Here is a 21,789-nt window from a genome sequence, read left to right on the forward strand (position 1 = left end):
GCCCCCGTGGAGTCCCTGATGCCGCTGCGCCTGGCCCGCTACGGCGTCCCCCTGGCCGAGACCGCCCCCGCCGGCCTCGCCGCCGCCGGCATCGAGCCCGCCCTGATCCCGCCGGCCGCGCCCCAGCCCCAGCTCGCCGCCGCGGCCGCACCCGCCCCGGCGGTCCAGGCGGCCCCCGCGCAGCAGCGCCCGGCGCCCGTGCCGGACCCGGACCAGGACCCCGACCAGAACCCCTGGCTGCACGCCCGGGACCCGCACACGGTCGAGTACCACGGCGGGTACGACCCCGACTTCGACCCGGAGCTGTACGAGCCGCCGTACGAGGAGTTCCCGCCCGACGAGCAGCTGTACGGCCCTCCGTACGGGCCGGAGCAGGCACCGGAGCCGTCCGCCGAGGAGACCGGCAGCTTCCCCGTGCCGGCCGGCCCGGGCCGCACGCGCGAGCTGGGCGAGGGCGGCGGCAGTCCGGAGCCGGACGAGGAGTCGTACTACCTGCTCTTCAAGCAGTCGATCAACGGCAGCTATCCCACGCCCCGCGAGTTCAGCGGCAACGTGGAGGCGCAGTTCGGACAGCCGCTCGCGCCGGACGAGGCCAAGAAGATGGTCAGCCGCTTCACCAACCGCCACTACGCGGAGCTGGAGGAGGAGCACATCGCCTGACGGCGGCCCGGCACGACCCGGACATGACGAAAGGGGCCCTCGGTCGAGGGCCCCTTTCGTCGTACGGGACGGGTGCGCGGGCGGCTACTCCCCGAGCAGGACCCGCACCCGCTCCTGGCCCACCGCCAGCAGCAGCGTGGGCAGACGCGGGCCGGTGTCCCGGCCGACGAGCAGGTGGTAGAGCAGCGCGAAGAACGTCCGCTGGGCGGTCTTGATCTCCGGCGGCAGCTCCTTGGGCGTGGCGTCCGCGGAGAACCCGGCCTGGACCTTGGGCACGCCGTAGACGAGGTGGGTCAGCCCGTCGAGCGACCAGTGCGAGGCGAGTCCGTCCAGCAGCAGCCGCAGGGACTCACGGCCCGCCTCGTCGAGCGACTTCAGCAGCTCGGCGTCGGGCTCGTCGCGCACGATGGTGCGCTGGTCGGCGGGGACGTGGGTGTTGATCCACGCCTCAGCCTTGTCGTAGCGCGGGCGGGCCTCCTCCAGGGAGCCGATCGGGTTGTCCGGGTCGAGCTCGCTGAGGATGCGCAGGGCCTGGTCCTCGTGGCCGGCGGTGATGTCGGCGACCGAGGCGAGGGTGCGGTACGGCAGCGGCCGCGTGGTGCGCGGCAGCTCACCGCCCGCGGTGCGCACGGCCCGGGAGTGGGCGGCGGCGTCGGCGGGCAGGACGGAACCCTCGGCGACCTTGGCGTCGAGCTTGTCCCACTCGTCGTAGAGCCGCTGGATCTCCTGGTCGAAGGCGATCTTGAAGGACTGGTTCGGCCGGCGCCGGGCGTAGAGCCAGCGCAGGATCTGCGGCTCCATGATCTTCAGCGCGTCGCCCGGGGTGGGCACGCCGCCGCGGGACGACGACATCTTCGCCATGCCGGAGATGCCCACGAAGGCGTACATCGGCCCGATGGGCTGCCTGCCGTCGAAGATGCCGACGATCTGCCCGCCGACCTGGAAGGACGAGCCGGGCGAGGAGTGGTCGACCCCGCTGGGCTCGAAGATCACGCCCTCGTACGCCCACCGCATCGGCCAGTCGACCTTCCAGACCAGCTTGCCGCGGTTGAACTCGCTCAGCCGCACCGTCTCGGAGAAACCGCAGGCCGTGCAGGCGTACGTCAGCTCGGTGGTCTCGTCGTCGTACGACGTGACGGCCGTCAGGTCCTTGCCGCAGTTGCCGCAGTACGGCTTGTACGGGAAGTACCCGGCGGAGCCGGAGCTGCCGTCGTCCTCGGCGGCGGCGCCGGAGCCCTCCGCGGCCTCCAGCTCGGCCTCGTCGACCGGCTTCTGCTGCTGCTTCTTGGCCGGGGCCTTCTTGGTGCGGTACTGGTCGAGGATCGCGTCGATGTCGCCGCGGTGGCGCATGGCGTGCAGGATCTGCTCGCGGTAGACGCCGGAGGTGTACTGCTCCGTCTGGCTGATCCCGTCGAACTCCACGCCGAGCTCGGCCAGCGACTCGGCCATCGCCGCCTTGAAGTGCTCGGCCCAGTTCGCGTACGCGGAGCCCTGCGGCGCCGGCACCGAGGTCAGCGGCTTGCCGATGTGCTCGGCCCAGGACTCGTCGACACCCGCGATGCCCGCGGGGACCTTGCGGTAGCGGTCGTAGTCGTCCCAGGAGATGAGGTGGCGCACCTGGTGACCGCGGCGCCGGATCTCGTCGGCGACGAGATGCGGGGTCATGACCTCGCGGAGGTTCCCGAGGTGGATGGGGCCGGACGGGGAGAGACCCGACGCGACGACGACCGGTTTGCCCGGGGCCCGGCGCTCCGACTCCTCGATGACCTCATCCGCGAAACGGGAGACCCAGTCGGTGGTCTCGGTGCTCTGAGCCACGATCGGCACGTCCTCTGTGTACTGATGGCCTGATGGTCGATCCATTCTCCCAGACGGGAACGCGCCCGGGAAAACGGCTTTACCCTCCGTGGGATACTGGCCGGGTCTGTCAATCCACGAGGAGAACGGCTCTCACCCCATGACCTCGGTCCCGTCGCTCACCGATCTCGTCAACCAGCAGCTCACCGACGCCCTCGCGACCTCCCTGCCGGAGGCCGACGGGGTCGACCCGCTGCTGCGACGAAGCGACCGGGCCGACTTCCAGGCCAACGGCATCCTGGCACTGGCCAAGAAGGCGAAGGCGAACCCGCGCGAGCTGGCGACGCAGGTGGTCGGCAACATCGTCACCGGCGCCGTGATCGAGGACGTCGAGGTCTCCGGCCCCGGCTTCCTCAACATCACCGTCGCCGACCGGGCGATCACCGGGAACCTCGCCGCGCGGCACGCGGACGGCGAGCGCCTCGGCGTCCCGCTGAAGGAGAACGCGGGCGTCACGGTCGTGGACTACGCCCAACCGAACGTGGCGAAGGAGATGCACGTCGGTCACCTGCGCTCCGCGGTGATCGGCGACGCCCTGCGCGGCATGCTCGACTTCACCGGCGAGAAGACGATCGGCCGGCACCACATCGGCGACTGGGGCACCCAGTTCGGCATGCTCATCCAGTACCTGTTCGAGCACCCCGGCGAGCTGGCCCCCGCGGCCGACGTCGACGGCGAGCAGGCGATGAGCAACCTGAACCGTGTCTACAAGGCGTCGCGCGTGCTCTTCGACGCGGACGAGGACTTCAAGGAGCGGGCCCGCAAGCGGGTCGTCGCCCTCCAGTCCGGCGACAAGGAGACCCTCGAACTGTGGCAGCAGTTCGTGGACGAGTCGAAGGTCTACTTCTACTCCGTCTTCGAGAAGCTCGACATGGAGATCCGCGACGAGGAGATCGTCGGCGAGTCCGCGTACAACGAGGGCATGCCCGAGACCGCCCGCCTCCTGGAGGAGATGGGTGTCGCGGTGCGCTCCGAGGGCGCGCTGGTGGTGTTCTTCGACGAGATCCGCGGCAAGGACGACCAGCCGGTCCCGCTGATCGTGCAGAAGGCCGACGGCGGTTTCGGCTACGCGGCCTCCGACCTGACCGCGATCCGCGACCGCGTCCTCGGCCTGCACGCCACGACGCTGCTGTACGTCGTCGACGTACGCCAGTCGCTGCACTTCCGGATGGTCCTCGAGACGGCCCGCCGGGCCGGCTGGCTGAACGACGACGTCACCGCGCACAACATGGGCTACGGCACCGTGCTCGGCGCGGACGGCAAGCCCTTCAAGACGCGTGAGGGCGAGACCGTGCGGCTGGAGGACCTCCTCGACGAGGCGGTGCAGCGCGCCGCGGAGGTCGTCCGGGACAAGGCGAAGGACCTCACCGAGGACGAGATCCAGGAGCGGGCCGCGCAGGTCGGCATCGGCGCGGTGAAGTACGCGGACCTGTCGACGTCGCCGAACCGCGACTACAAGTTCGACCTGGACCAGATGGTCTCGCTCAACGGCGACACCAGCGTGTACCTCCAGTACGCCTACGCCCGTATCCAGTCCATCCTCCGCAAGGCCGGCGAGGTCCGCCCCGCCGCCCACCCGGAGCTGGAGCTGCACGAGGCGGAGCGCGCGCTGGGCCTGCACCTGGACGCCTTCGGCGACACGGTCTTCGAGGCAGCCGCGGAGTACGCCCCGCACAAGCTGGCGGCGTACCTGTACCAGCTGGCGTCGCTGTACACGTCGTTCTACGACAAGTGCCCGGTCCTCAAGGCCGAGACGCCCCAGCAGGTCGAGAACCGCCTCTTCCTCTGCGACCTCACCGCCCGCACCCTGCACCAGGGCATGGCCCTGCTGGGCATCAGGACGCCCGAGCGCCTCTGAGGGAGGACGGCCGTCTCCGCCGCCCGCGGAGACGGCCCGCCGCGGCGGGGGCCGTCGTCCGTGGGGCCGTCGTCCGTGGGGCCGTCGTCCGTGGGGCCGTCGTCCGTGGGGCCGTCGTCCGTGGGGCCCGTTGTCCGTGGGGCCGTCGTCCGTGGGGCCGTCGTCCGTGGGGCCGTCGTCCGTGGGGCCGTCGTCCGTGGGGCCCGTTGTCGGGGGCGTTGTCAGTGGGGGCCCGTACAGTCCCCGGCATGGCGACTCTTCCGAACCCGCTGCCCGCGCTGGCGGCGGACCCGAGCGGGCGTTCCCTCGGACTCCAGCTGCCCCCGGGCAGACTGTTCGACGCGACCGAGGACGGCCCGTGGCCCGAGCCGCTGATGTGGCACGCGGGCACACCCGCCGGGCCCGGCCACTGGGCGTCGCTGGGCGGGTCGGCGGCCCGGGTGGGGCTGCTGCCGGTCCTGGTCGACCTGGAGGACCGTCAGGGCGGCCCGGCCGAGTGGCAGTTGGAGCCCGGGGAGGTCTCGTATCCCGGGGATCACGACGCCGAGGACGTGCTCGCGGAGAACTGGGAGGGCGACGACGACCACTGGGACGAAGAACTCGCCGAGCTGTTCCGGCCGTTCGGACCCGAATGGCCCGGCCTCGCACCCGCCGGCCGGCTGACCGCCGAACCGGGACTGTGCGCGGCCCAGGTCGCCGACTCCCTGTGCGACGGCACCCGCTCGTGGCTGCGCGGCCCGCACCTGGCCCTCGTCCCGGCCCGCCGCTCCGCCGACATACCGGCCGCGATCGGCTGGACCGGCCCGCTCAACCACGACAACGACGTGGCCCGGCTCTGCGCGGTGCTGCGCTCCTGGGAGGACCGCTTCGGGATACGGGTGGTCGCCCTCGGCTTCGACACGCTCCATGTGTCCGTGGCCGCCCCGCCGGCCGACCTGGGCGCGGCCGAGGCGCTGGCGGCGGAGCACTACGCGTTCTGCCCGGACAACGTCACGCAGAACGGTCCGGGCGGCCTCCAGGAGTACGCGAAGGGCCTGGTGGGCGAGCGCGTCTGGTCCTTCTGGTGGGACTGAGCCGCACGCCCTGCGTTCCCCCGGGCCCTTACGCTCCCCCGAGCCCCTTCGCCAGCCGGCGCAGCCCCTCCGCGATCTCGTCCGGCGTCTGCGTCACGAAGCACAGGCGCAAGGCCGAGCGGTCGGGGTCCGAGGCGTAGAAGGGCGCCCCGGGGACGTAGGCCACGTCGTGCCGGACCACCTCGGGGAGCAGGGCGGTGGTGTCGTACGAGGCCGGAAGACGGGCCCACAGGAACATGCCGCCCTCGGGGCGGGTCCAGACCGAGCCCTCCGGAAGCGCGGCGGGCAGCCCGGCGACCATGGCGTCACGGCGTTCGGCGTACACGGCGCGCACCCGGACCACATGGGCGTCGAGGACGTCGAGGTACCGGGCGGCGGCGAGCTGGTTGAGGGTCGGCGTGTGCAGGTCGGCGGCCTGCTTGGCGACCGCGCAGGCCCGCCGCAGGGAGGCGGGTGCGCGCAGCCAGCCGATGCGCAGTCCAGGCGCCATGATCTTGGAGAAGGAGCCGAGCAGGACGGTCCGGTCGGCGGCACCCTCGCAGGAGGCGATCCACGGCACCGGCTCACCGTCGTAGCGCAGCTCGCCGTACGGGTCGTCCTCGACGATCCACAGCCCGTGCCGTGCGGCCACGTCCGCCACGGCGGCCCGGCGGCCGGCCGGCATGGTGCGGCCGGTGGGGTTCTGGAAGGTGGGCACGGTGTACAGCAGCTTGGGCCGCTCGCTGCGCACCAGCTCGGCCAGGGCCTGCGGGTCGACGCCGTCGGCGTCGGTCGGCACGGCGACGACCCGCGCGCCCGCGAGGCCGAAGACCTGCAGGGCCGCCAGATAGCAGGGGTCCTCGACCAGGACGGTGTCGCCGGGGTCGAGGAGGGCGGTGGCGAGCAGGGACAGCGCCTGCTGCGAGCCGGTGGTGATCAGCAGGTCGTCCGCCCCGGTCGGCAGCCCCCGCCGGGTGACGCGTTCGGCGAGCGCGGCACGCAGGGAGGGTTCGCCCTCGGTGGTGGAGTACTGGAGCGCCCGGGCCGGGGTCTGTTCGAGGACCTCGTGGAAGGCCGTGGCGATGCCGCGGCGGTCGAACAGCTCCGGTGCGGGCAGCCCGCCCGCGAAGTTGATGACGTCGGGGCGCGCGGTGACCGCGAGGATGTCCCGCACCGGCGACCCGCCGACCGCCGTCGTGCGCGCGGCGAGCGGCGGAAGGGAGGCGGGGGCGACAACTGCGGTCATGGGACGGCTCCTTCGGCTGCGGGACGGCTCGTGCCCGCAGCCTAGGGAATTCGTGTCGCCTACAACTTCTCTTTCAGGATGTGGACCTCGCCGGACCGGACCTGCGGCCGACGCCGGGGGCTACCGCTGCGCGGCGAGCATCCGCGCGGCCTCGGTGGCCCAGTACGTCAGGATGGTGCGCGCACCGGCCCGCTTGATGCCGGTGAGCGCCTCCAGGATCGCCCGGTCGCGGTCGATCCAGCCCTTCTCGGCGGCGGCCTCGATCATCGAGTACTCGCCGGAGATCTGGTAGGCGGCGACCGGCACGTCCACCGCGTCGGCGACGCGCGCGAGGATGTCGAGGTAGGGGCCCGCGGGCTTGACCATCACCATGTCGGCCCCCTCCTCCAGGTCCAGGGCCAGCTCCCGCAGCGACTCGCGCACATTGGCGGGGTCCTGCTGGTAGGTCTTGCGGTCGCCCTTCAGCGAGGAGCCGACGGCCTCCCGGAAGGGGCCGTAGAACGCGGAGGCGTACTTGGCGGTGTAGGCGAGGATCGCGACGTCGTCCCGGCCGATCTGGTCGAGGGCGTCACGGACGACCCCGATCTGCCCGTCCATCATGCCGCTGGGCCCGACGACGTGGGCGCCCGCGTCGGCCTGGACCTGCGCCATCTCGGCGTAGCGCTCCAGGGTGGCGTCGTTGTCGACGCGCCCTTCGGCGTCGAGCACCCCGCAGTGGCCGTGGTCGACGGTCTCGTCGAGACAGAGGTCGGACATGACGAGGAGGTCGTCGCCGACCTCGGCCCGCACGTCCCGCAGGGCCACCTGGAGAATCCCGTCGGGGTCGGTCCCCGGCGTCCCCAGGCCGTCCTTCTTCGACTCCTCCGGCACGCCGAACAGCATGATCCCGGAGACCCCGGCCTCCACCGCCTCGGCGGCGGCCTTCCTCAGGCTGTCGCGCGTGTGCTGGACCACGCCGGGCATCGCGGCGATCGGCACGGGCTCGCTCACGCCCTCGCGCACGAACGCGGGGAGGATGAAGTCGGCGGGGTGCAGCCGGGTCTCGGCGACCATGCGCCGCATCACGGGAATGGTCCGCAGCCGCCGGGGACGGGTACCGGGAAAAGATCCGTACTTCGTCATACGCCTACGCTACGCCCGCCCGAACCCTGCCTTTGCCGACGCCCCGTCGGGCCCGTGCCCCGTTCAAGCGGCGCAGAAGGATGCGGGCACCGCCGGCCCGCCGGGACGGCAGTCGCGGCAGAGGCCGGGCTCCGGGGCGCGGAAGGGGCGGTCGCAGCCGTCGCAGTCCTGGAAGCGGTGGGGGCGGCGGGGCATGTCCGGGATGTCGTCCGTCACCGGACGGGGCGCGGGGACCGCCGGTAGTGCCGCGGGGAGCAGTTCGCGCAGGCGGTACCCGAGGACACCGGCCGGGTACCGCATGTCCTGCGGCAGGTCGTCCGTCAGCGCCCGGTGGACGACCAGGGCCGAGGCGCCCCGGTCGAACCAGGCCGTGACGGCGGGGGCGAGCCGCAGCAGGTCCCGCTGGGTGAGGACGAGGCGGTCGTCGGTCCGGCGCAGACCCGCGAGGAGGGCGACGGCTCTGTCGTGCCGTGCGTCGAGCGGCGCCGGTCGCACGGGTGCCTGCCGGGCCTGCCGCGCCTTCGCCACCGGAGCGGGAGGCGCAGAAGCGGGAGGCGCGGGGGCGGGAGGCGCCGGGGCGGGAGGCGTGGCGCGGTCCGTCCCTCGGTCGTCCTCCTGAGGTGCCTGCCGGTCGTCCCCCGAGCGGCGGACAGCGGCGCCCTTGCCGCGAGAACGGGCGCTGGGGAGGCCCACAGGGGCGGCGGGCGCCGGGGACGACGACGCGGCACCAGGTGTGTGGTGCGCGTACGTGCGGATGAACAGCCGCCCGTTCTCCGTGCGCTCCCGTACCCGCGCCAGGTAGCCGTGGGTCTCCAGCTCCCGCAGGGCGAAGGTGATCCGGTCCCGGCCCTCGGGGAAGCGGTCGGTGAGGCTGCGGATGTCGACGGGGGAGCCCTCGGGCAGCGAGAAGATGTGGGCGGCCAGCCCGATCGCGGTCAGCGACAGCTCGTGGTGCTGGGCCAGGTGATTGCCGACGACCGTGTAGGTGCCGGACTGGTACGTCCGTACGTGAGTGACCCCGGACGGGGCGTCGGATCGCCGAACTTCCTCGTTCGGACGGGAGGCAGGACTAGGCTTGGAATCAGCCATGGGGAAGGTCTCTTCTTCCTTGATGGTGAGGCCCTCGCCCTGGGATTGCAGTCCCGGCGGGGGCCGAATTCGTTTACGGGGCTGTGGAGTTGCGAGTGGTGCCTGTGCCGAGAATGCACGCCCGGACCACCGACGCGCCAGCCGCACCGGCCAGGTTCACCCAGCCGTGTGATCGGGGTGAGGTTTGGTTGGTTGGTAGGTTTTTACCTGGGGTTTTTAGTCTTTTACCGCCCGCCGCCCCGGCGCCCGGAAGTCCGGTCGACGGTTTCGCGGACTCCGGGGCGGCGGCCTCCGAAGGTCTCCGAGGATCACGGAGAGTGCCCGGGATCAGGTCCCAGATCGAGTTCCGCCCACACCGCCTTGCACGGTACCGGCCCCGACCGCACACCCCACCGGTCCGCCAACTCCCCGACGAGCAGCAGACCGTAGCCCGACTCCCCGGGCTCCGGCCCCTTCGCCCCCGCCCGGCTCGGCCACTGATCGCCCCGGGCGTCGGTCACCTCCACCCGTAGCGTCCGGGGCGCGAGGAGCGAGAGGGTGAGCCGGAAATCGCGCCCGGGAACCCGCCCGTGCACGACGGCGTTCGCGGCGAGTTCGGCGACCACGAGCCGCGCCGGGTCCATCGGCAGGCCCCATTCCCGCAGTTGCTCGACCGCGAGCAACCGCGCGAGACGGGCACCCCGCCGGCTGGCGGACAACGGCACGGAGAAACGGCCCTGAAGGGCCTGCTCGGTTTGCTGATTCACATCACTCAGCGTGAGCTCGCCTGCGTAACCTGTGAAGAAGAGTGGCCCGTGCGGGCGGTGGCTGTCCGGGTGACGCCCGGTCGCGTCCGGGCCGTCCGGGGTGACACACGACGAGCCGTGACGGTTGCACCGGGAAGGACCGGAGGAGGGCGGCGGACATGAACGACTGGGAGGCGGGCCCGGAGGCCGACGAGGAAGCCGGGGCCTTACTACGGGCAGTCCAGCGCCAGTTGAAACTCTGGCGCGAGGCGGCGGGCCTCACCCAGGCCGAGTTCGGGGCGGCGATCGGGTACGGCGAGGAACTGGTCTCCTCGGTGGAACGGGGTCGGCGGATCCCCCGCCCCGAGTACCTGGACCGCGCTGACGAGGCGCTCGGCGCGCACGGCAGGCTCTCGGCGCTGAAGGAGGACCTGGCGGAGGTCCGCTACCCGAAGAAGGTCCGGGACCTGAAGCGCCTGGAGGCGGACGCGGTCGAGCTGTGCGCGTACAACAACTCGGTGATTCATGGGTTGTTGCAGACGAAGGAGTACGCGCGTGCCGTTTTCAGTGCGCGTCGCCCGCCATTCACCGCAGAAGAGCTGGAACGGCGAGTGGCGGCGCGCGTGGCGCGTCAGGAGATCGTCGACGAGACGACAGCCAGGCCCGTCTTCAGCTTTGTCCAGTGCGAGTCGACGCTCTGTCGGCCCATCGGGGGCAAGATGGCCATGCGAGAACAACTGGAACGGCTCTTGGAGGTTGCCGCGTTCAGAAACGTCGACCTCCAGGTACTCCCGCTGGGCCGTGAGGAGAACTCGGGGCTCGACGGATCGTTCAGGTTGCTCAGGCTCAAGGACGGCACCACGGTTGGGCACATCGAGGTACAGCCCATCAGCCGTGTGATCGCCGATCCGAAAGAGGCTCAGCTCCTCGATATGCGCTATGGGATCATCCGGGCACAGGCTCTCAGCCCACGGGAGTCGATGGCCCTCATCGAAAAGAGGCTTGGAGAGACATGAAGCTGGAGTGGATAAAGAGCAGCTACAGCACAGGCGACGGCCCCGACTGCGTCGAGATGGCAACCCCGGATCGGGAGCAGGTCCTCGTCCGCGACTCCAAGAACCCCGACGGTCCCCGCCTCGCCCTCACCCCCGCCACCTGGGCAGCGTTCCTGCTCCACGCGGGCGCCCGAGAGACGACACCATGACGCTCAGTGCCTCCGAAGCCCCCACCGGGCTGGAGTGGACGAAGAGCAGCTACAGCGGCGCAGACACTCCTTCCTGCGTCGAAGTAGCGGCCGCCCCCGGCCGGGTCCTCGTCCGCGACTCCAAGAACCCCCACGGCCCCCGCCTCGCCCTCACCCCCGCCAGCTGGGCGGCCTTTCTGCCGTACACAGGCGACCGAGAGGCGACGACGTGACGCTCAAGGCTGCCGAAGCCCCCACCGGGCCGGAGTGGATAAAGAGCAGCTACAGCACCGACGAAGGCCCCGACTGCGTCGAGGTGGCAACCCCTGATGGGGAGCGGGTCCTCGTCCGCGACTCCAAGAACCCCGACGGCCCCCGCCTCACGCTCGCCCCCACCGCCTGGGCGGCCTTCCTGCCGCACGCGGCCGACCGCTGACACGGGCTAGTCAGAGGAAGGGCCGTTTCGGCGAGGAAACGGCCCTTCCTACCGCTCTCGGCTCAGGTCGCGCGGCGTCTGCGCGCCCCCGGCCGCCGTTCGCTCGGCCGCGTCACCGGGTCGCCCGCCTCCACGGCGGCGGCCCGCCGCTTCAGGCCGAAGTCGGCGAGGGCCTCGGCCAGCTTGTGGACGGACGGCTCGGGAGCCATGACGTCCACGCGCAGCCCGTGCTCCTCGGCGGTCTTCGCCGTGGCGGGACCGATGCAGGCGATCACGGTGACGTTGTGCGGCTTGCCGGCGATGCCGACCAGGTTCCGCACGGTCGACGACGACGTGAACAGCACCGCGTCGAAACCGCCGCCCTTGATCGCCTCACGGGTGTCCGCCGGCGGCGGCGAGGCCCGCACGGTCCGGTAGGCCGTGACGTCGTCGACCTCCCAGCCCAGCTCGATCAGCCCGGCGACCAGCGTCTCCGTGGCGATGTCGGCGCGCGGCAGGAAGACACGGTCGATCGGGTCGAAGACCGGGTCGTAGGGCGGCCAGTCCTCCAGCAGCCCGGCCGCGGACTGCTCACCGCTCGGAACGAGGTCGGGCTTCACACCGAAGGCGATGAGCGCCTTGGCGGTCTGCTCACCCACCGCGGCGACCTTGATGCCCGCGAAGGCCCGGGCGTCGAGCCCGTACTCCTCGAACTTCTCCCGCACGGCCTTGACCGCGTTCACCGAGGTGAAGGCGATCCACTCGTACCGGCCGGTGACGAGCCCCTTCACCGCGCGCTCCATCTGCTGGGGCGTGCGCGGCGGCTCGACGGCGATGGTGGGCACCTCGTGCGGCACCGCGCCGTAGGACCGCAGCTGGTCGGAGAGCGAGGCCGCCTGCTCCTTGGTCCGCGGGACGAGGACCCGCCAGCCGAACAGGGCCTTGGACTCGAACCAGGACAGCTGGTCGCGCTGCGCGGCGGCACTGCGCTCACCGACCACGGCTATCACCGTGCGGCCGCCGTCGGGCGAGGGCAGCACCTTGGCCTGCTTCAGGGTCTGCGCGATCGTGCCGAGGGTGGCCGTCCAGGTGCGCTGCCTGGTCGTCGTACCGGCGACGGTGACGGTCATCGGGGTGTCGGGCTTGCGGCCCGCCGAGACCAGCTCACCGGCCGCGGCGCCGACGGTGTCGAGCGTCGTGGAGACGACGACCGTCCCGTCGGAGGCGCCGACCTCGGTCCAGCAGCGGTCGGAGGCGGTACGGGCGTCCACGAACCGGACGTCCGCGCCCTGCGCGTCACGCAGCGGCACACCGGCGTACGCGGGTACGCCGACGGCGGTGGCGATGCCGGGCACGACCTCGAAGGGCACGCCGGCCGTGGCACAGGCGAGCATCTCCTCGGCGGCGTACGCGTCGAGTCCGGGGTCGCCGGACACCGCACGCACGACCCGCCTGCCGCCCCGCGATGCCTCCATGACAAGATGTGCCGCATCCCGCACAGCGGGAGCACCAGCGGTTGTTGACGCGCCGTCAATGACCGCCTGCTGAGGCGTGCCCGCGCCCGGATCAGGATCCGACGAGGGATCCGTGTCCGTGCTCACGACGGCGACGCCCGGCCTGGCGTGCGTCCGTACGACGTCGAGCACCTCGTGCTCGGCGACGAGGACATCCGCGTTCGCCAGCGCCTCCACGGCGCGCAGGGTCAGCAGTCCCGGATCCCCGGGTCCGGCACCGAGGAAGGTGACGTGCCCGTGTTCCGGACCGGCGGGAAGGGTGGTGGGGCTCACTGTGCTCGCTCCCCCATCAGACCGGCCGCGCCCTGGGCGAGCATCCGGGCCGCGAGGTCGCGGCCGAGCGCTGTCGCCGCCTCGTGCGTCTCGGGCACGGGACCGGTGGTGGACATCTGCACGGTGCGGGAGCCGTCGGGGGTGCCGACGACGCCGCGCAGGCGCATTTCCTTGACAATCTGCCCGTCGGCCAGCAGGTCGGCCAGCGCGCCCACAGGGGCACTGCAACCGGCTTCCAGAGCGGCGAGCAGGGACCGCTCCGCGGTCACGGCGACCCGGGTGAACGGGTCGTCGAGCTCGCCGAGCGCGGCTATCAGCTCCGCGTCGTCCGCGGAGCACTCGACCGCCAGGGCCCCCTGGCCGGGGGCCGGCAGGACGGTGTCGACCGACAGGAAGTCGGTCACCTCGTCGATCCGGCCGATCCGGCTCAGGCCGGCCGCGGCCAGCACGACGGCATCGAGCTCACCGTCGTGGACGTACCGGATGCGCGTGTCGACGTTGCCGCGGATCGGGACGGTCTCGATGTCCAGGCCGTGGGCGCGGGCGTACGCGTTCAGCTGCGCCGTGCGGCGCGGCGAACCGGTGCCGATCCTGGCCCCGCGGGGCAGGTCGGTGAACTTCAGGGCGTCCCGGGCGACGATCACGTCGCGCGGGTCCTCGCGCAGGGGGACGGCGGCCAGCGCCAGTCCCTCGGGCTGCGCGGTCGGCAGGTCCTTCAGGGAGTGCACCGCGAAGTCGACCTCACCGCTCACGAGCGCGTCACGCAGGGCGGTGACGAACACGCCGGTGCCGCCGATCTGCGCGAGGTGCTCGCGGGAGGTGTCGCCGTACGTGGTGACCTCGACGAGCTCTACGGGCCGTCCGGTCACCTGGCTCACGGCTTCCGCCACCTGCCCGGACTGGGCCATGGCGAGCTTGCTGCGCCGTGTCCCCAGCCTCAGTGCCTTCTCACTCATGCTGGCCCTCGGTTCTTCTCGGTGCTGTCCTCGGCCCGGGAGACGGCGGCCACCGTCTCCTGGTCGAGGTCGAACAGGGTCCGCAGCGCGTCCGCGTACCCGGCTCCGCCGGGCTCGGCGGCGAGCTGCTTGACCCGTACGGTCGGTGCGTGCAGCAGTTTGTCGACGACGCGCCGCACGGTCTGGGTGATCTCGGCCCGGTGCTTGTCGTCGAGGCCGGGCAGCCGTCCTTCGAGACGGGCCATCTCCCCGGCGACCACGTCGGCGGCCATGGTGCGCAGGGCGACCACGGTCGGCGTGATGTGCGCGGCGCGCTGCGCGGCCCCGAACGCGGCGACCTCGTCGGACACGATCCGGCGGACCTGGTCGACGTCGGCGGCCATGGGAGCGTCGGCGGACGCCTCGGCGAGCGACTCGATGTCGACCAGACGCACCCCGGCGAGCCGGTGCACGGCGGCGTCGATGTCGCGCGGCATCGCGAGGTCGAGCAGGTACAGCTCCGGCTCGGGGCGCTGCGGCTCGGCGGCCGGTTCGGGCTTGCGGCGCTCGGGGATGCGGCCGACGGTGGCCGCGGTCGCGGCGAGCGCGGTGATCAGCTCGGCGTCGGACTCCGGCGTGCGCCGGGCGCTGTCACGGCGCGTGGTGGTCCCGCCCGCGGCCCAGGCCGCGTGCTGCTCCAGCGTCGCCGCGTCCATTCCGGCGACGGCGGCCTCCCCCATGACGGAGAAGCCGGGCTGCACGGCGGTCAGGTCGAGGGGGCACGCCTCCTCGGCGGCCTGCGGGCGTACGTCACCCCGTGCGGCGGGCGTACGGGGCGGCTGCCCGGAGGTGCGCACGACGGGCCGGCCGGTGCGGTCCCCGACGGCGGCGGCGACGGCGTCGGCGGTCAGCACCAGACCGGTGGCGCCGGTGCAGGAGACGACGACGTCGGCACGTGTCAGCTCGGCCGGCACCGAATCCATCGGTACCGCGCGGGCCGCCACGTGCGCGCCCTCGGTGTCCGCGGCCTCGGCCAGGATCTGCGCGAGGCGGTCGGCGCGCTCGAAGGTCCGGTTGGCGACGACGACCTCGGCGACCCCGGCCCGCGCGAGCGTGGCGGCGGCCAGCGAGGACATCGAGCCGGCGCCGATGACCAGGGCCCGGCGGCCCTGTGCCCAGCCGAAGACGTCGGTGCGGGCGGCGAGCTGCTCCAGGCCGAAGGTCACCAGGGACTGCCCGGCACGGTCGATGCCGGTCTCGGAGTGGGCGCGCTTGCCGACCCGCAGGGACTGCTGGAACAGGTCGTTCATCAGCCGGCCGGCGGTGTGCATGTCCTGGGCGCGGGCGAGGGAGTCCTTGATCTGGCCGAGGATCTGGCCCTCGCCGACGACCATCGAGTCCAGGCCGCAGGCCACCGAGAACAGATGGTGGACGGCCCGGTCCTCGTAGTGCACGTAGAGATAGGGGGTGAGCTCGTCGAGGCCGACGCCGCTGTGCCGCGCGAGCAGCGTGGACAGCTCGGCGACACCGGCGTGGAACTTGTCCACGTCGGCGTACAGCTCGATGCGGTTGCAGGTGGCCAGCACCGCGGCCTCGGTGGCCGGTTCCGCGGCGACGGTGTCCTGGAGGAGCTTCACCTGGGCGTCCGCGCTCAGCGCGGCCCGCTCCAGAACGCTGACCGGGGCACTGCGGTGGCTCAGTCCGACGACGAGGATGCTCATGCCGGCATCACGGCGGGTACGTCCCCGTCGGGCCCCTTGTCGGCGGACTGCTTGCGGGCGGCGGCCGGGGCGGCCGTCTCCGCGGCGTTCTCCTCGCCGGCCTTGCGCTGCTCGTGGAAGGCGAGGATCTGGAGCTCGATGGAGAGGTCCACCTTGCGCACGTCGACACCGTCCGGGACGGTCAGCACGGTCGGCGCGAAGTTCAGGATGGAGGTGACGCCGGCGGCCACGAGCCGGTCGCAGACCTGCTGGGCGGCGCCCGCGGGCGTGGCGATGACGCCGATGCTCACGCCGTTGTCCTCGATGATCTTCTCCAGATCATCGGTGTGCTGCACGGGGATCCCTGCGACGGGCTTTCCGGCCATCGTGGGATCGGCGTCGATGAGGGCGGCGACACGGAAGCCGCGCGAGGCGAAGCCGCCGTAGTTGGCGAGCGCGGCGCCGAGGTTTCCGATACCGACGATCACAACCGGCCAGTCCTGGGTCAGACCCAGTTCACGGGAGATCTGGTACACGAGATACTCGACGTCGTACCCCACACCACGGGTCCCGTAGGAGCCGAGGTAGGAGAAGTCCTTGCGCAGCTTCGCGGAGTTGACCCCCGCGGCGGCCGCGAGCTCCTCGGAGGAGACCGTGGGCACCGAACGCTCGGAGAGCGCGGTGAGGGCGCGGAGGTACAGCGGAAGCCTGGCGACGGTGGCCTCGGGAATCCCTCGGCTACGGGTCGCCGGTCGGTGAGTTCGGCCAGTTGCCACGGTGCTCCTGCGGGTAGAGCGGGGCTGCAGGCGGTCGTACGTCCCCAGACCGCCCCGTCGACAGCAGGCTATGTCTTTGTGAACGCGTGCACAAAGATGGTGTCCGATTTGCCCGGCCAACGTGACCGGGGTCACGCGCCCCCGGCGCACACCGGGGGAACCGGCGCACACGCACCGCCGTTCCTTTGCTCCTGGGGGCAAACCGCACACTCTCCTCAACGATCTATGCCCCCGGGTCCAGCTCACCGTCGATCCTAAGCGACTTTCCGGACGACTTGGACTGACCGGTCAGTGACTTTCATCCGGCCAGGGCACGCCGCAGACGCCCCTCGTCCACGCGCCAGAAGGTGTGCTGCTCACCGTCGACGAGCACGACGGGGATCTGCTCCCAGTACTGCCGGTGCAGCTCCTCGTCCTGGGTGATGTCCTTCTGCTCCCAGGGCACGCCGAGCTCCCCGCACACCTTCTCGATCACCGTCTGTGCGTCGTCGCACAGATGGCAGCCGGGTTTGCGGACGAGGGTGACGAGCCGGTCCTGGGGGGCGCGGGCCTGAGCCTTGCGGCGGAAAACGGGACTCATACCGGCCATTGTTCAACGTCACCGTCATGGAGAGTTCACAGCCTGCGAACCTCGGCGGTCCGGAAGCACCGAACAAACTGGCTATGCTCACGCCATGGCCGCTCTCGGATGGCTCACCCCCCGTAGGCGCTCCGCCACCGCGCGGAGCGTGCTGGCAGGCGAAGCCTCGGCGGAGGCAGCGCGCAAGTCCGCGCCGGAGACCGCACCGCAGGCCCTGGCGGAGGCCGGGCCGCAGGAGCCGGAGTTCCCGGTGCTCGGCGACGACAAGGCCGCCGCGTTCTTCGACCTCGACAACACCGTGATGCAGGGCGCCGCCCTGTTCCACTTCGGCCGGGGCCTGTACAAGCGGAAGTTCTTCGAGACGCGCGACCTCGCCCGGTTCGCCTGGCAGCAGACGTGGTTCCGGCTGGCCGGCGTCGAGGACCCGGAGCACATGCAGGACGTGCGCGACTCGGCGCTGTCCATCGTCAAGGGCCACCGGGTCTCCGAGCTGCAGTCGATCGGCGAGGAGATCTACGACGAGTACATGGCCGAGCGCATCTGGCCCGGCACCCGCGCGCTGGCGCAGGCGCACCTGGACGCGGGCCAGAAGGTGTGGCTGGTCACCGCGGCGCCGGTCGAGATCGCCCAGGTGATCGCCCGCCGGCTGGGCCTGACCGGCGCGCTCGGCACGGTCGCGGAGTCGGTCGACGGCGTCTACACGGGCAAGCTCGTCGGCGAGCCCCTGCACGGCCCGGCGAAGGCCGAGGCGGTACGTGCGCTGGCCGGCGCGGAGGGTCTGGACCTCACCCGCTGCGCCGCCTACAGCGACAGCCACAACGACATCCCCATGCTGTCGCTGGTCGGCCACCCCTACGCCATCAACCCGGACACCAAGCTGCGCAAGCACGCCCGGCGGCTGGACTGGCGTCTGCGCGACTACCGCACCGGCCGCAAGGCGGCGAAGGTCGGCATCCCCGCGGCGGCGGGCGTCGGCGCGGTGGCCGGCGGCACGGCGGCGGCGATCGCCCTCAGCCGGCGCCGCCGGTAGGCACCCGGCGGCACCCGGCGGCACCCGGCGGCACACCGGCGTGCCACGACGGGACACGGGGACGTGCCGGGACACGCCGGGACACGCCCAATCCAACCGGCGTACCCCGCCGACTCCTTGCCCAGTCCTCTTGTCCGAGGACGGCCACAACACGCCCCGGATCCACCCGGAATTCGAACCGTATCGATCAACAACCTGTCACTCTGCGCCGCTTGATCGGGCGCCAATCGGTTACAGAAGCGACGTAATCGATGATTTGAGCAACTCGGTGTAGCAGTGCCTGCACGAAGCGTTATTCTCCTCAGACGCAAACCGGTACCCCTCCGTCGCTACGACGGGTGAAAGGTCCCGCACTGCACGTGATGGAAGCTCTGCCTCTGGGAGTCCCGTGTACCCACACGTCGGGGTTGACGCCTCGGGCCTGGCTACGCTGCGCGCAACGGTCCTCGACATGTTGCGCGGCTTCGTCCCCACCGCGTACGCCGTCCCCGCCTTCGCCGCCGCCGCGCCGGTCGGCCCGTGCTACGCACTGGCCGAAGGCGGCTCCGCGGTCGGCAGACGAGGACGCTCGTCCGGTACGGCCACCACCGCACGCCGACCGGCCGCCGACAGCGACAGCGCCCGCATGATGGATCTCGTGGAGCGCGCCCAGGCCGGCGAGGCCGAGGCGTTCGGCCGGCTCTACGACCAGTACAGCGACACCGTCTACCGGTACATCTACTACCGGGTCGGCGGCAAGGCCACCGCCGAGGACCTCACGAGTGAGACCTTTCTGCGGGCGCTGCGCCGGATCGGCACCTTCACCTGGCAGGGCCGGGACTTCGGTGCCTGGCTCGTCACCATCGCCCGCAACCTCGTCGCGGACCACTTCAAGTCGAGCCGCTTCCGCCTGGAGGTCACCACCGGCGAGATGCTCGACGCCAACGAGGTGGAGCGCTCCCCGGAGGACTCCGTCCTGGAGTCGCTGTCGAACGCCGCCCTCCTGGACGCCGTACGCCGGCTCAACCCCCAGCAGCAGGAGTGCGTCACCCTCCGCTTCCTCCAGGGGCTGTCCGTCGCCGAGACCGCGCGGGTCATGGGCAAGAACGAGGGCGCGATCAAGACCCTCCAGTACCGCGCCGTCCGCACACTCGCCCGGCTGCTCCCGGACGACGCCCGCTGAACCACAGACACCGTCCGTGACAGCAACTCACTGTCGGTGAAAGTCCGTTGACTTCGCGATCCGATCATCCGCCGTCCGTAACCCAAGTGCCGCGCCGCTCGTTGTGCGGGATACAGGCTCCCTGTGGTCACGTCCGAACCAAGCCCGGTCACCTGATCGGGTGGAAGCGGTCGACGGCGTGCAACCCTCAGGATCCTCAGGGAGTCGACCGTCATGACGAGAGGAGGTGCCGCCAGTGATCGCGAACGTATCGGCGCACCGGCGGGCGAACGCCTTCGCCCAGGCCCTGGAGGAGCAGTCCGATCAGGGCACGGCGGCCGATCAGTCCGAGGCACCGGCCCCGGCATCCGCTGAACAGACCGAGCAGGGCCGACTCCTGGCCCTCGCCACCGGTCTCGGCGAACTGCCCGGACCGGAGCTGGACCCGGAGGTCAAGGTCGTCCAACGGGCCCAGCTGGTGGCCGCGATGGAGGCCATGCTCCAGGCGGGCACCGCGGCAGGCGAGGCGGCGGACACTTCGGTACCCGGGCAGCGCCGGGCCAGGGGCGCACACCGGGCGACCTCACTGGGCAGATTCAGGCCCCGCAGCCGGCTGGCCAAGGGCCTCACCGCGGGCGGGCTGAGCGTGGGAGTCGCCGCGGGGGCCCTCGGCGGAGTGGCCGCCGCCAGCTCCGACGCCCTCCCCGGCGACTCGCTGTACGGCCTCAAGCGCGGCATCGAGGACTTCAAGCTCACCTATCTGGCCGAGGGCGACACCGAGCGCGGTGAGACCTACCTCGACCAGGCGTCCACCCGCCTCGGCGAGGCCCGCCGGCTGATGGAGCGCGGCCGCAGCGGCCCCCTCGACCACGAGTCCCTGGGCGAGATCCGCCGCGCCCTGTCGGGCATGCAGCACGACGCCTCCGAGGGGCATCGCCTGCTGCGCGCGGCCTACGCACGCGACCCCGACTCCCTGGGCCCCATCCAGGCCCTCTCCGCCTTCTCCCGCTCGCACCGCGACGCGTGGGGCGCCCTGCGCGAGAGGCTGCCCGTCCAGCTCGGGGACGTCAGCGAAGAGGTCTCCTCGGTCTTCGACGCCATAGACGAAGAGGTCGCCCCCCTGCAGTCCCTCCTCCCCCAGCCCCCCTCCCCGAGCGGCGGCGGCACGGGCGGCGGGACCCGGCAGAGCGGCGGCCCGTCGACGTCGGCCGGCACCGGATCCGGCCCGGGCACCCACCGCTCCAGCGCACCCAGCGCCGGCAGCAGCGCCCCGGACGGCAGCCACAGCGCCCGCACCGGCAGCCCGAGCCGGTCGGCAGGCGGCGACACCGACGAGGGTCTCCTCGGCGGCGGCACCGGCGGCCTCCTCGACCCGCCGCAGGAACCGGGCACCGCCTCGCCCTCGCAGAGCAAGTCGCCCACCGCCGAACCCGACGTCACCCTCCCGCCCCTTCTCCCCGGCCTGCTGCCCGGCCTGGGGATCGAGGCGGACGACGCGGAGTAGGCCGGCCCCACGGCGACGGGGGTGCTCCTTCCGTGGAAGGAGCACCCCCGTCGCCGTACGCCCACGGCCCGGTGCGGCCGGTCTAGAAGAACACCGAGCGACGCTGGACCAGCAGCTTGTACAGCGTGTGCTGGATCTGCTCACGGACCTGGTCGGTCAGGTTGAACATCAGCATCGGGTCCTCGGCCGCCTCCGGCGGATAGCCGTCCGTCGGGATCGGCTCACCGAACTGGATCGTCCACTTGGTCGGCAGCGGGATCGCACCGAGCGGCCCCAGCCACGGGAAGGTCGGCGTGAGCGGGAAGTAAGGGAAGCCGAGCAGCCGGGCGAGGGTCTTGGCGTTGCCGATCATCGGGTAGATCTCCTCGGCCCCGACGATCGAGCACGGCACGATCGGAGCGCCCTGCCGCAGCGCCGTGGAGACGAACCCGCCGCGGCCGAACCGCTGGAGCTTGTAGCGCTCGCCGAACGGCTTGCCGATGCCCTTGAAACCCTCCGGCATCACCCCGACCAGCTCGCCCTGCCCCAGCAGCCGCTCGGCGTCCTCCGCGCAGGCGAGGGTGTGACCGAGCTTGCGGGCGAGTTCGTTGACCACCGGCAGCACGAAGACGAGATCCGCGGCCAGCAGCCGCAGATGACGGCCGGCCGGATGGTGGTCGTGCACGGCCACCTGCATCATCAGACCGTCCAGCGGCAGCGTCCCCGAATGGTTGGCGACGATCAGCGCCCCGCCCTTCGCGGGGATGTTCTCGATGCCCTTCACCTCCACCCGGAAGTACTTCTCGTACACCGGGCGCAGCAGGGACATCAGGACCTGGTCGGTGAGCTCCTCGTCGTAGCCGAAGTCGTCGACGTCGTAGTCACCGGTCAGACGGCGGCGCAGGAACGCGAGCCCGCTCGCCACCTTCCGCTCCAGCCCGCCGGCGCTCTCCCGGAGCCGCGGGTCCCGCTCCTCACCGGTCACCGGGACATCGTCCTCCGGGACCGGCCTCGTGGGCAGGGGCTGGACCTCCCTGGCGGGCTCGGTGCCCTTGAGCCGGCTCCCCGCGCTCCGGCGCCGCGCGGGCCGCTGTGCGGCGTTCCCGCGGGACCGGTCGTCGTCGAACGGAATGACCTTGGCGTCCGCCAT

General features: G+C 72.0%; 20 protein-coding genes and 1 pseudogene. 10 read left to right on the top strand and 11 right to left on the bottom strand.

The window, feature by feature from the left end; all coding sequences use genetic code 11:
- A pseudogene (locus tag ACIQGV_RS39770) lies at window positions 1–660 on the top strand (hypothetical protein); the annotation flags it as partial.
- Between the two features lie 84 nt (window positions 661–744).
- On the opposite strand, the gene lysS reads toward ACIQGV_RS39770, so the two are convergent.
- Window positions 745–2,487: a lysine--tRNA ligase gene (gene lysS, locus ACIQGV_RS39775; RefSeq protein WP_402504435.1), complete on the bottom strand. Its 1,743-nt coding sequence runs from the start codon at window positions 2,485–2,487 to the stop codon at window positions 745–747.
- Window positions 2,488–2,617: 130 nt separating this feature from the next.
- On the opposite strand from lysS, the gene argS reads away from it, so the two are divergent.
- Complete coding sequence (gene argS, locus ACIQGV_RS39780; RefSeq protein ID WP_402504438.1) at window positions 2,618–4,375, top strand: arginine--tRNA ligase; 1,758 nt, start codon at window positions 2,618–2,620, stop codon at window positions 4,373–4,375.
- 248 nt (window positions 4,376–4,623) lie between these two features.
- The gene (locus ACIQGV_RS39785; RefSeq protein WP_402504440.1) at window positions 4,624–5,448 is read left to right on the top strand and encodes a DUF4253 domain-containing protein; all 825 of its coding nucleotides are present in this window, start codon (window positions 4,624–4,626) and stop codon (window positions 5,446–5,448) included.
- 28 nt (window positions 5,449–5,476) lie between these two features.
- Here the strand turns inward: ACIQGV_RS39785 and ACIQGV_RS39790 are convergent, their stop codons facing one another.
- From ACIQGV_RS39790 to ACIQGV_RS39805, 4 genes are all read right to left on the bottom strand, one after another.
- Window positions 5,477–6,673: a PLP-dependent aminotransferase family protein gene (locus ACIQGV_RS39790; protein ID WP_402504443.1), complete on the bottom strand. Its 1,197-nt coding sequence runs from the start codon at window positions 6,671–6,673 to the stop codon at window positions 5,477–5,479.
- Between the two features lie 120 nt (window positions 6,674–6,793).
- Window positions 6,794–7,795: a porphobilinogen synthase gene (gene hemB, locus ACIQGV_RS39795; RefSeq protein WP_402504448.1), complete on the bottom strand. Its 1,002-nt coding sequence runs from the start codon at window positions 7,793–7,795 to the stop codon at window positions 6,794–6,796.
- A 63-nt stretch (window positions 7,796–7,858) separates the two neighbouring features.
- On the bottom strand, window positions 7,859–8,884 hold the full coding sequence (locus ACIQGV_RS39800) for a helix-turn-helix domain-containing protein (RefSeq protein ID WP_402504451.1): 1,026 nt from the start codon (window positions 8,882–8,884) through the stop codon (window positions 7,859–7,861).
- A 308-nt stretch (window positions 8,885–9,192) separates the two neighbouring features.
- Entirely contained in the window at window positions 9,193–9,630 is a 438-nt protein-coding gene (locus tag ACIQGV_RS39805) for an ATP-binding protein (RefSeq protein ID WP_402504454.1), read from the bottom strand.
- Between the two features lie 158 nt (window positions 9,631–9,788).
- Between ACIQGV_RS39805 and ACIQGV_RS39810 the strand changes: the two genes are divergently transcribed.
- The 4 genes from ACIQGV_RS39810 to ACIQGV_RS39825 are packed head-to-tail and all read left to right on the top strand — an operon-like array spanning window position 9,789 to window position 11,228.
- Window positions 9,789–10,625, top strand: coding sequence for a helix-turn-helix transcriptional regulator (locus ACIQGV_RS39810; RefSeq protein ID WP_402504457.1), 837 nt, complete (start codon window positions 9,789–9,791; stop codon window positions 10,623–10,625).
- Window positions 10,622–10,813 (top strand): DUF397 domain-containing protein, encoded by a 192-nt coding sequence (locus ACIQGV_RS39815; RefSeq protein ID WP_402504459.1) that lies wholly within the window; start codon window positions 10,622–10,624, stop codon window positions 10,811–10,813. Before ACIQGV_RS39810 ends, ACIQGV_RS39815 begins: the two co-directional genes overlap by 4 nt.
- Window positions 10,810–11,025, top strand: a complete 216-nt coding sequence (locus ACIQGV_RS39820; RefSeq protein WP_402504462.1) for a DUF397 domain-containing protein — start codon at window positions 10,810–10,812, stop codon at window positions 11,023–11,025. The genes ACIQGV_RS39815 and ACIQGV_RS39820 overlap by 4 nt, the downstream gene beginning before the upstream one ends.
- Window positions 11,022–11,228: a DUF397 domain-containing protein gene (locus ACIQGV_RS39825; RefSeq protein ID WP_402504465.1), complete on the top strand. Its 207-nt coding sequence runs from the start codon at window positions 11,022–11,024 to the stop codon at window positions 11,226–11,228. Before ACIQGV_RS39820 ends, ACIQGV_RS39825 begins: the two co-directional genes overlap by 4 nt.
- A 62-nt stretch (window positions 11,229–11,290) precedes the next feature.
- Here ACIQGV_RS39825 and ACIQGV_RS39830 read toward each other — a convergent pair whose 3' ends face one another.
- The 5 genes from ACIQGV_RS39830 to ACIQGV_RS39850 all read right to left on the bottom strand — a co-directional run bounded on the left by ACIQGV_RS39830 (window position 11,291) and on the right by ACIQGV_RS39850 (window position 16,994).
- Window positions 11,291–12,994: a uroporphyrinogen-III synthase gene (locus tag ACIQGV_RS39830; protein ID WP_402504467.1), complete on the bottom strand. Its 1,704-nt coding sequence runs from the start codon at window positions 12,992–12,994 to the stop codon at window positions 11,291–11,293.
- Entirely contained in the window at window positions 12,991–13,950 is a 960-nt protein-coding gene (hemC, locus tag ACIQGV_RS39835; RefSeq protein WP_402504470.1) for a hydroxymethylbilane synthase, read from the bottom strand. Before hemC ends, ACIQGV_RS39830 begins: the two co-directional genes overlap by 4 nt.
- The gene (locus ACIQGV_RS39840; RefSeq protein WP_402504473.1) at window positions 13,947–15,650 is read right to left on the bottom strand and encodes a glutamyl-tRNA reductase; all 1,704 of its coding nucleotides are present in this window, start codon (window positions 15,648–15,650) and stop codon (window positions 13,947–13,949) included. The genes hemC and ACIQGV_RS39840 overlap by 4 nt, the downstream gene beginning before the upstream one ends.
- The gene (locus ACIQGV_RS39845; RefSeq protein WP_402504475.1) at window positions 15,647–16,405 is read right to left on the bottom strand and encodes a redox-sensing transcriptional repressor Rex; all 759 of its coding nucleotides are present in this window, start codon (window positions 16,403–16,405) and stop codon (window positions 15,647–15,649) included. Before ACIQGV_RS39845 ends, ACIQGV_RS39840 begins: the two co-directional genes overlap by 4 nt.
- Before the next feature lie 298 nt (window positions 16,406–16,703).
- On the bottom strand, window positions 16,704–16,994 hold the full coding sequence (locus tag ACIQGV_RS39850; protein ID WP_402504478.1) for a glutaredoxin family protein: 291 nt from the start codon (window positions 16,992–16,994) through the stop codon (window positions 16,704–16,706).
- An 85-nt stretch (window positions 16,995–17,079) separates the two neighbouring features.
- Here ACIQGV_RS39850 and ACIQGV_RS39855 point away from each other — a divergent pair, with 85 nt between their 5' ends.
- The 3 genes from ACIQGV_RS39855 (at window position 17,080) to ACIQGV_RS39865 (ending at window position 20,660) form a co-directional block, all read left to right on the top strand.
- A complete protein-coding gene (locus ACIQGV_RS39855; protein WP_402504480.1) occupies window positions 17,080–18,015 on the top strand; it encodes an HAD family hydrolase in 936 nt (311 codons plus the stop codon).
- 388 nt (window positions 18,016–18,403) lie between these two features.
- Window positions 18,404–19,177, top strand: coding sequence for an ECF subfamily RNA polymerase sigma factor, BldN family (locus ACIQGV_RS39860; protein ID WP_402504483.1), 774 nt, complete (start codon window positions 18,404–18,406; stop codon window positions 19,175–19,177).
- 235 nt (window positions 19,178–19,412) lie between these two features.
- Complete coding sequence (locus tag ACIQGV_RS39865) at window positions 19,413–20,660, top strand: DUF5667 domain-containing protein (RefSeq protein ID WP_402504486.1); 1,248 nt, start codon at window positions 19,413–19,415, stop codon at window positions 20,658–20,660.
- An 82-nt stretch (window positions 20,661–20,742) separates the two neighbouring features.
- Here ACIQGV_RS39865 and ACIQGV_RS39870 read toward each other — a convergent pair whose 3' ends face one another.
- Window positions 20,743–21,789 (bottom strand): lysophospholipid acyltransferase family protein, encoded by a 1,047-nt coding sequence (locus ACIQGV_RS39870; protein ID WP_402504489.1) that lies wholly within the window; start codon window positions 21,787–21,789, stop codon window positions 20,743–20,745.

This window comes from Streptomyces sp. NPDC093094, from assembly GCF_044754345.1.
In the GTDB taxonomy this organism is placed as follows: domain Bacteria; phylum Actinomycetota; class Actinomycetes; order Streptomycetales; family Streptomycetaceae; genus Streptomyces.

Excerpts from the sequence above, each read along its gene's own strand:
- argS (WP_402504438.1), top strand. The coding sequence starts at position 2,618 with ATGACCTCGGTCCCGTCGCTCACCGATCTCGTCAACCAGCAGCTCACC.
- ACIQGV_RS39785 (WP_402504440.1), top strand. The coding sequence starts at position 4,624 with ATGGCGACTCTTCCGAACCCGCTGCCCGCGCTGGCGGCGGACCCGAGC.
- ACIQGV_RS39790 (WP_402504443.1), bottom strand. The coding sequence starts at position 6,673 with ATGACCGCAGTTGTCGCCCCCGCCTCCCTTCCGCCGCTCGCCGCGCGC.
- hemB (WP_402504448.1), bottom strand. The coding sequence starts at position 7,795 with ATGACGAAGTACGGATCTTTTCCCGGTACCCGTCCCCGGCGGCTGCGG.
- ACIQGV_RS39800 (WP_402504451.1), bottom strand. The coding sequence starts at position 8,884 with ATGGCTGATTCCAAGCCTAGTCCTGCCTCCCGTCCGAACGAGGAAGTT.
- ACIQGV_RS39810 (WP_402504457.1), top strand. The coding sequence starts at position 9,789 with ATGAACGACTGGGAGGCGGGCCCGGAGGCCGACGAGGAAGCCGGGGCC.
- ACIQGV_RS39815 (WP_402504459.1), top strand. The coding sequence starts at position 10,622 with ATGAAGCTGGAGTGGATAAAGAGCAGCTACAGCACAGGCGACGGCCCC.
- ACIQGV_RS39820 (WP_402504462.1), top strand. The coding sequence starts at position 10,810 with ATGACGCTCAGTGCCTCCGAAGCCCCCACCGGGCTGGAGTGGACGAAG.
- hemC (WP_402504470.1), bottom strand. The coding sequence starts at position 13,950 with ATGAGTGAGAAGGCACTGAGGCTGGGGACACGGCGCAGCAAGCTCGCC.
- ACIQGV_RS39840 (WP_402504473.1), bottom strand. The coding sequence starts at position 15,650 with ATGAGCATCCTCGTCGTCGGACTGAGCCACCGCAGTGCCCCGGTCAGC.
- ACIQGV_RS39850 (WP_402504478.1), bottom strand. The coding sequence starts at position 16,994 with ATGGCCGGTATGAGTCCCGTTTTCCGCCGCAAGGCTCAGGCCCGCGCC.
- ACIQGV_RS39855 (WP_402504480.1), top strand. The coding sequence starts at position 17,080 with ATGGCCGCTCTCGGATGGCTCACCCCCCGTAGGCGCTCCGCCACCGCG.
- ACIQGV_RS39870 (WP_402504489.1), bottom strand. The coding sequence starts at position 21,789 with ATGGCGGACGCCAAGGTCATTCCGTTCGACGACGACCGGTCCCGCGGG.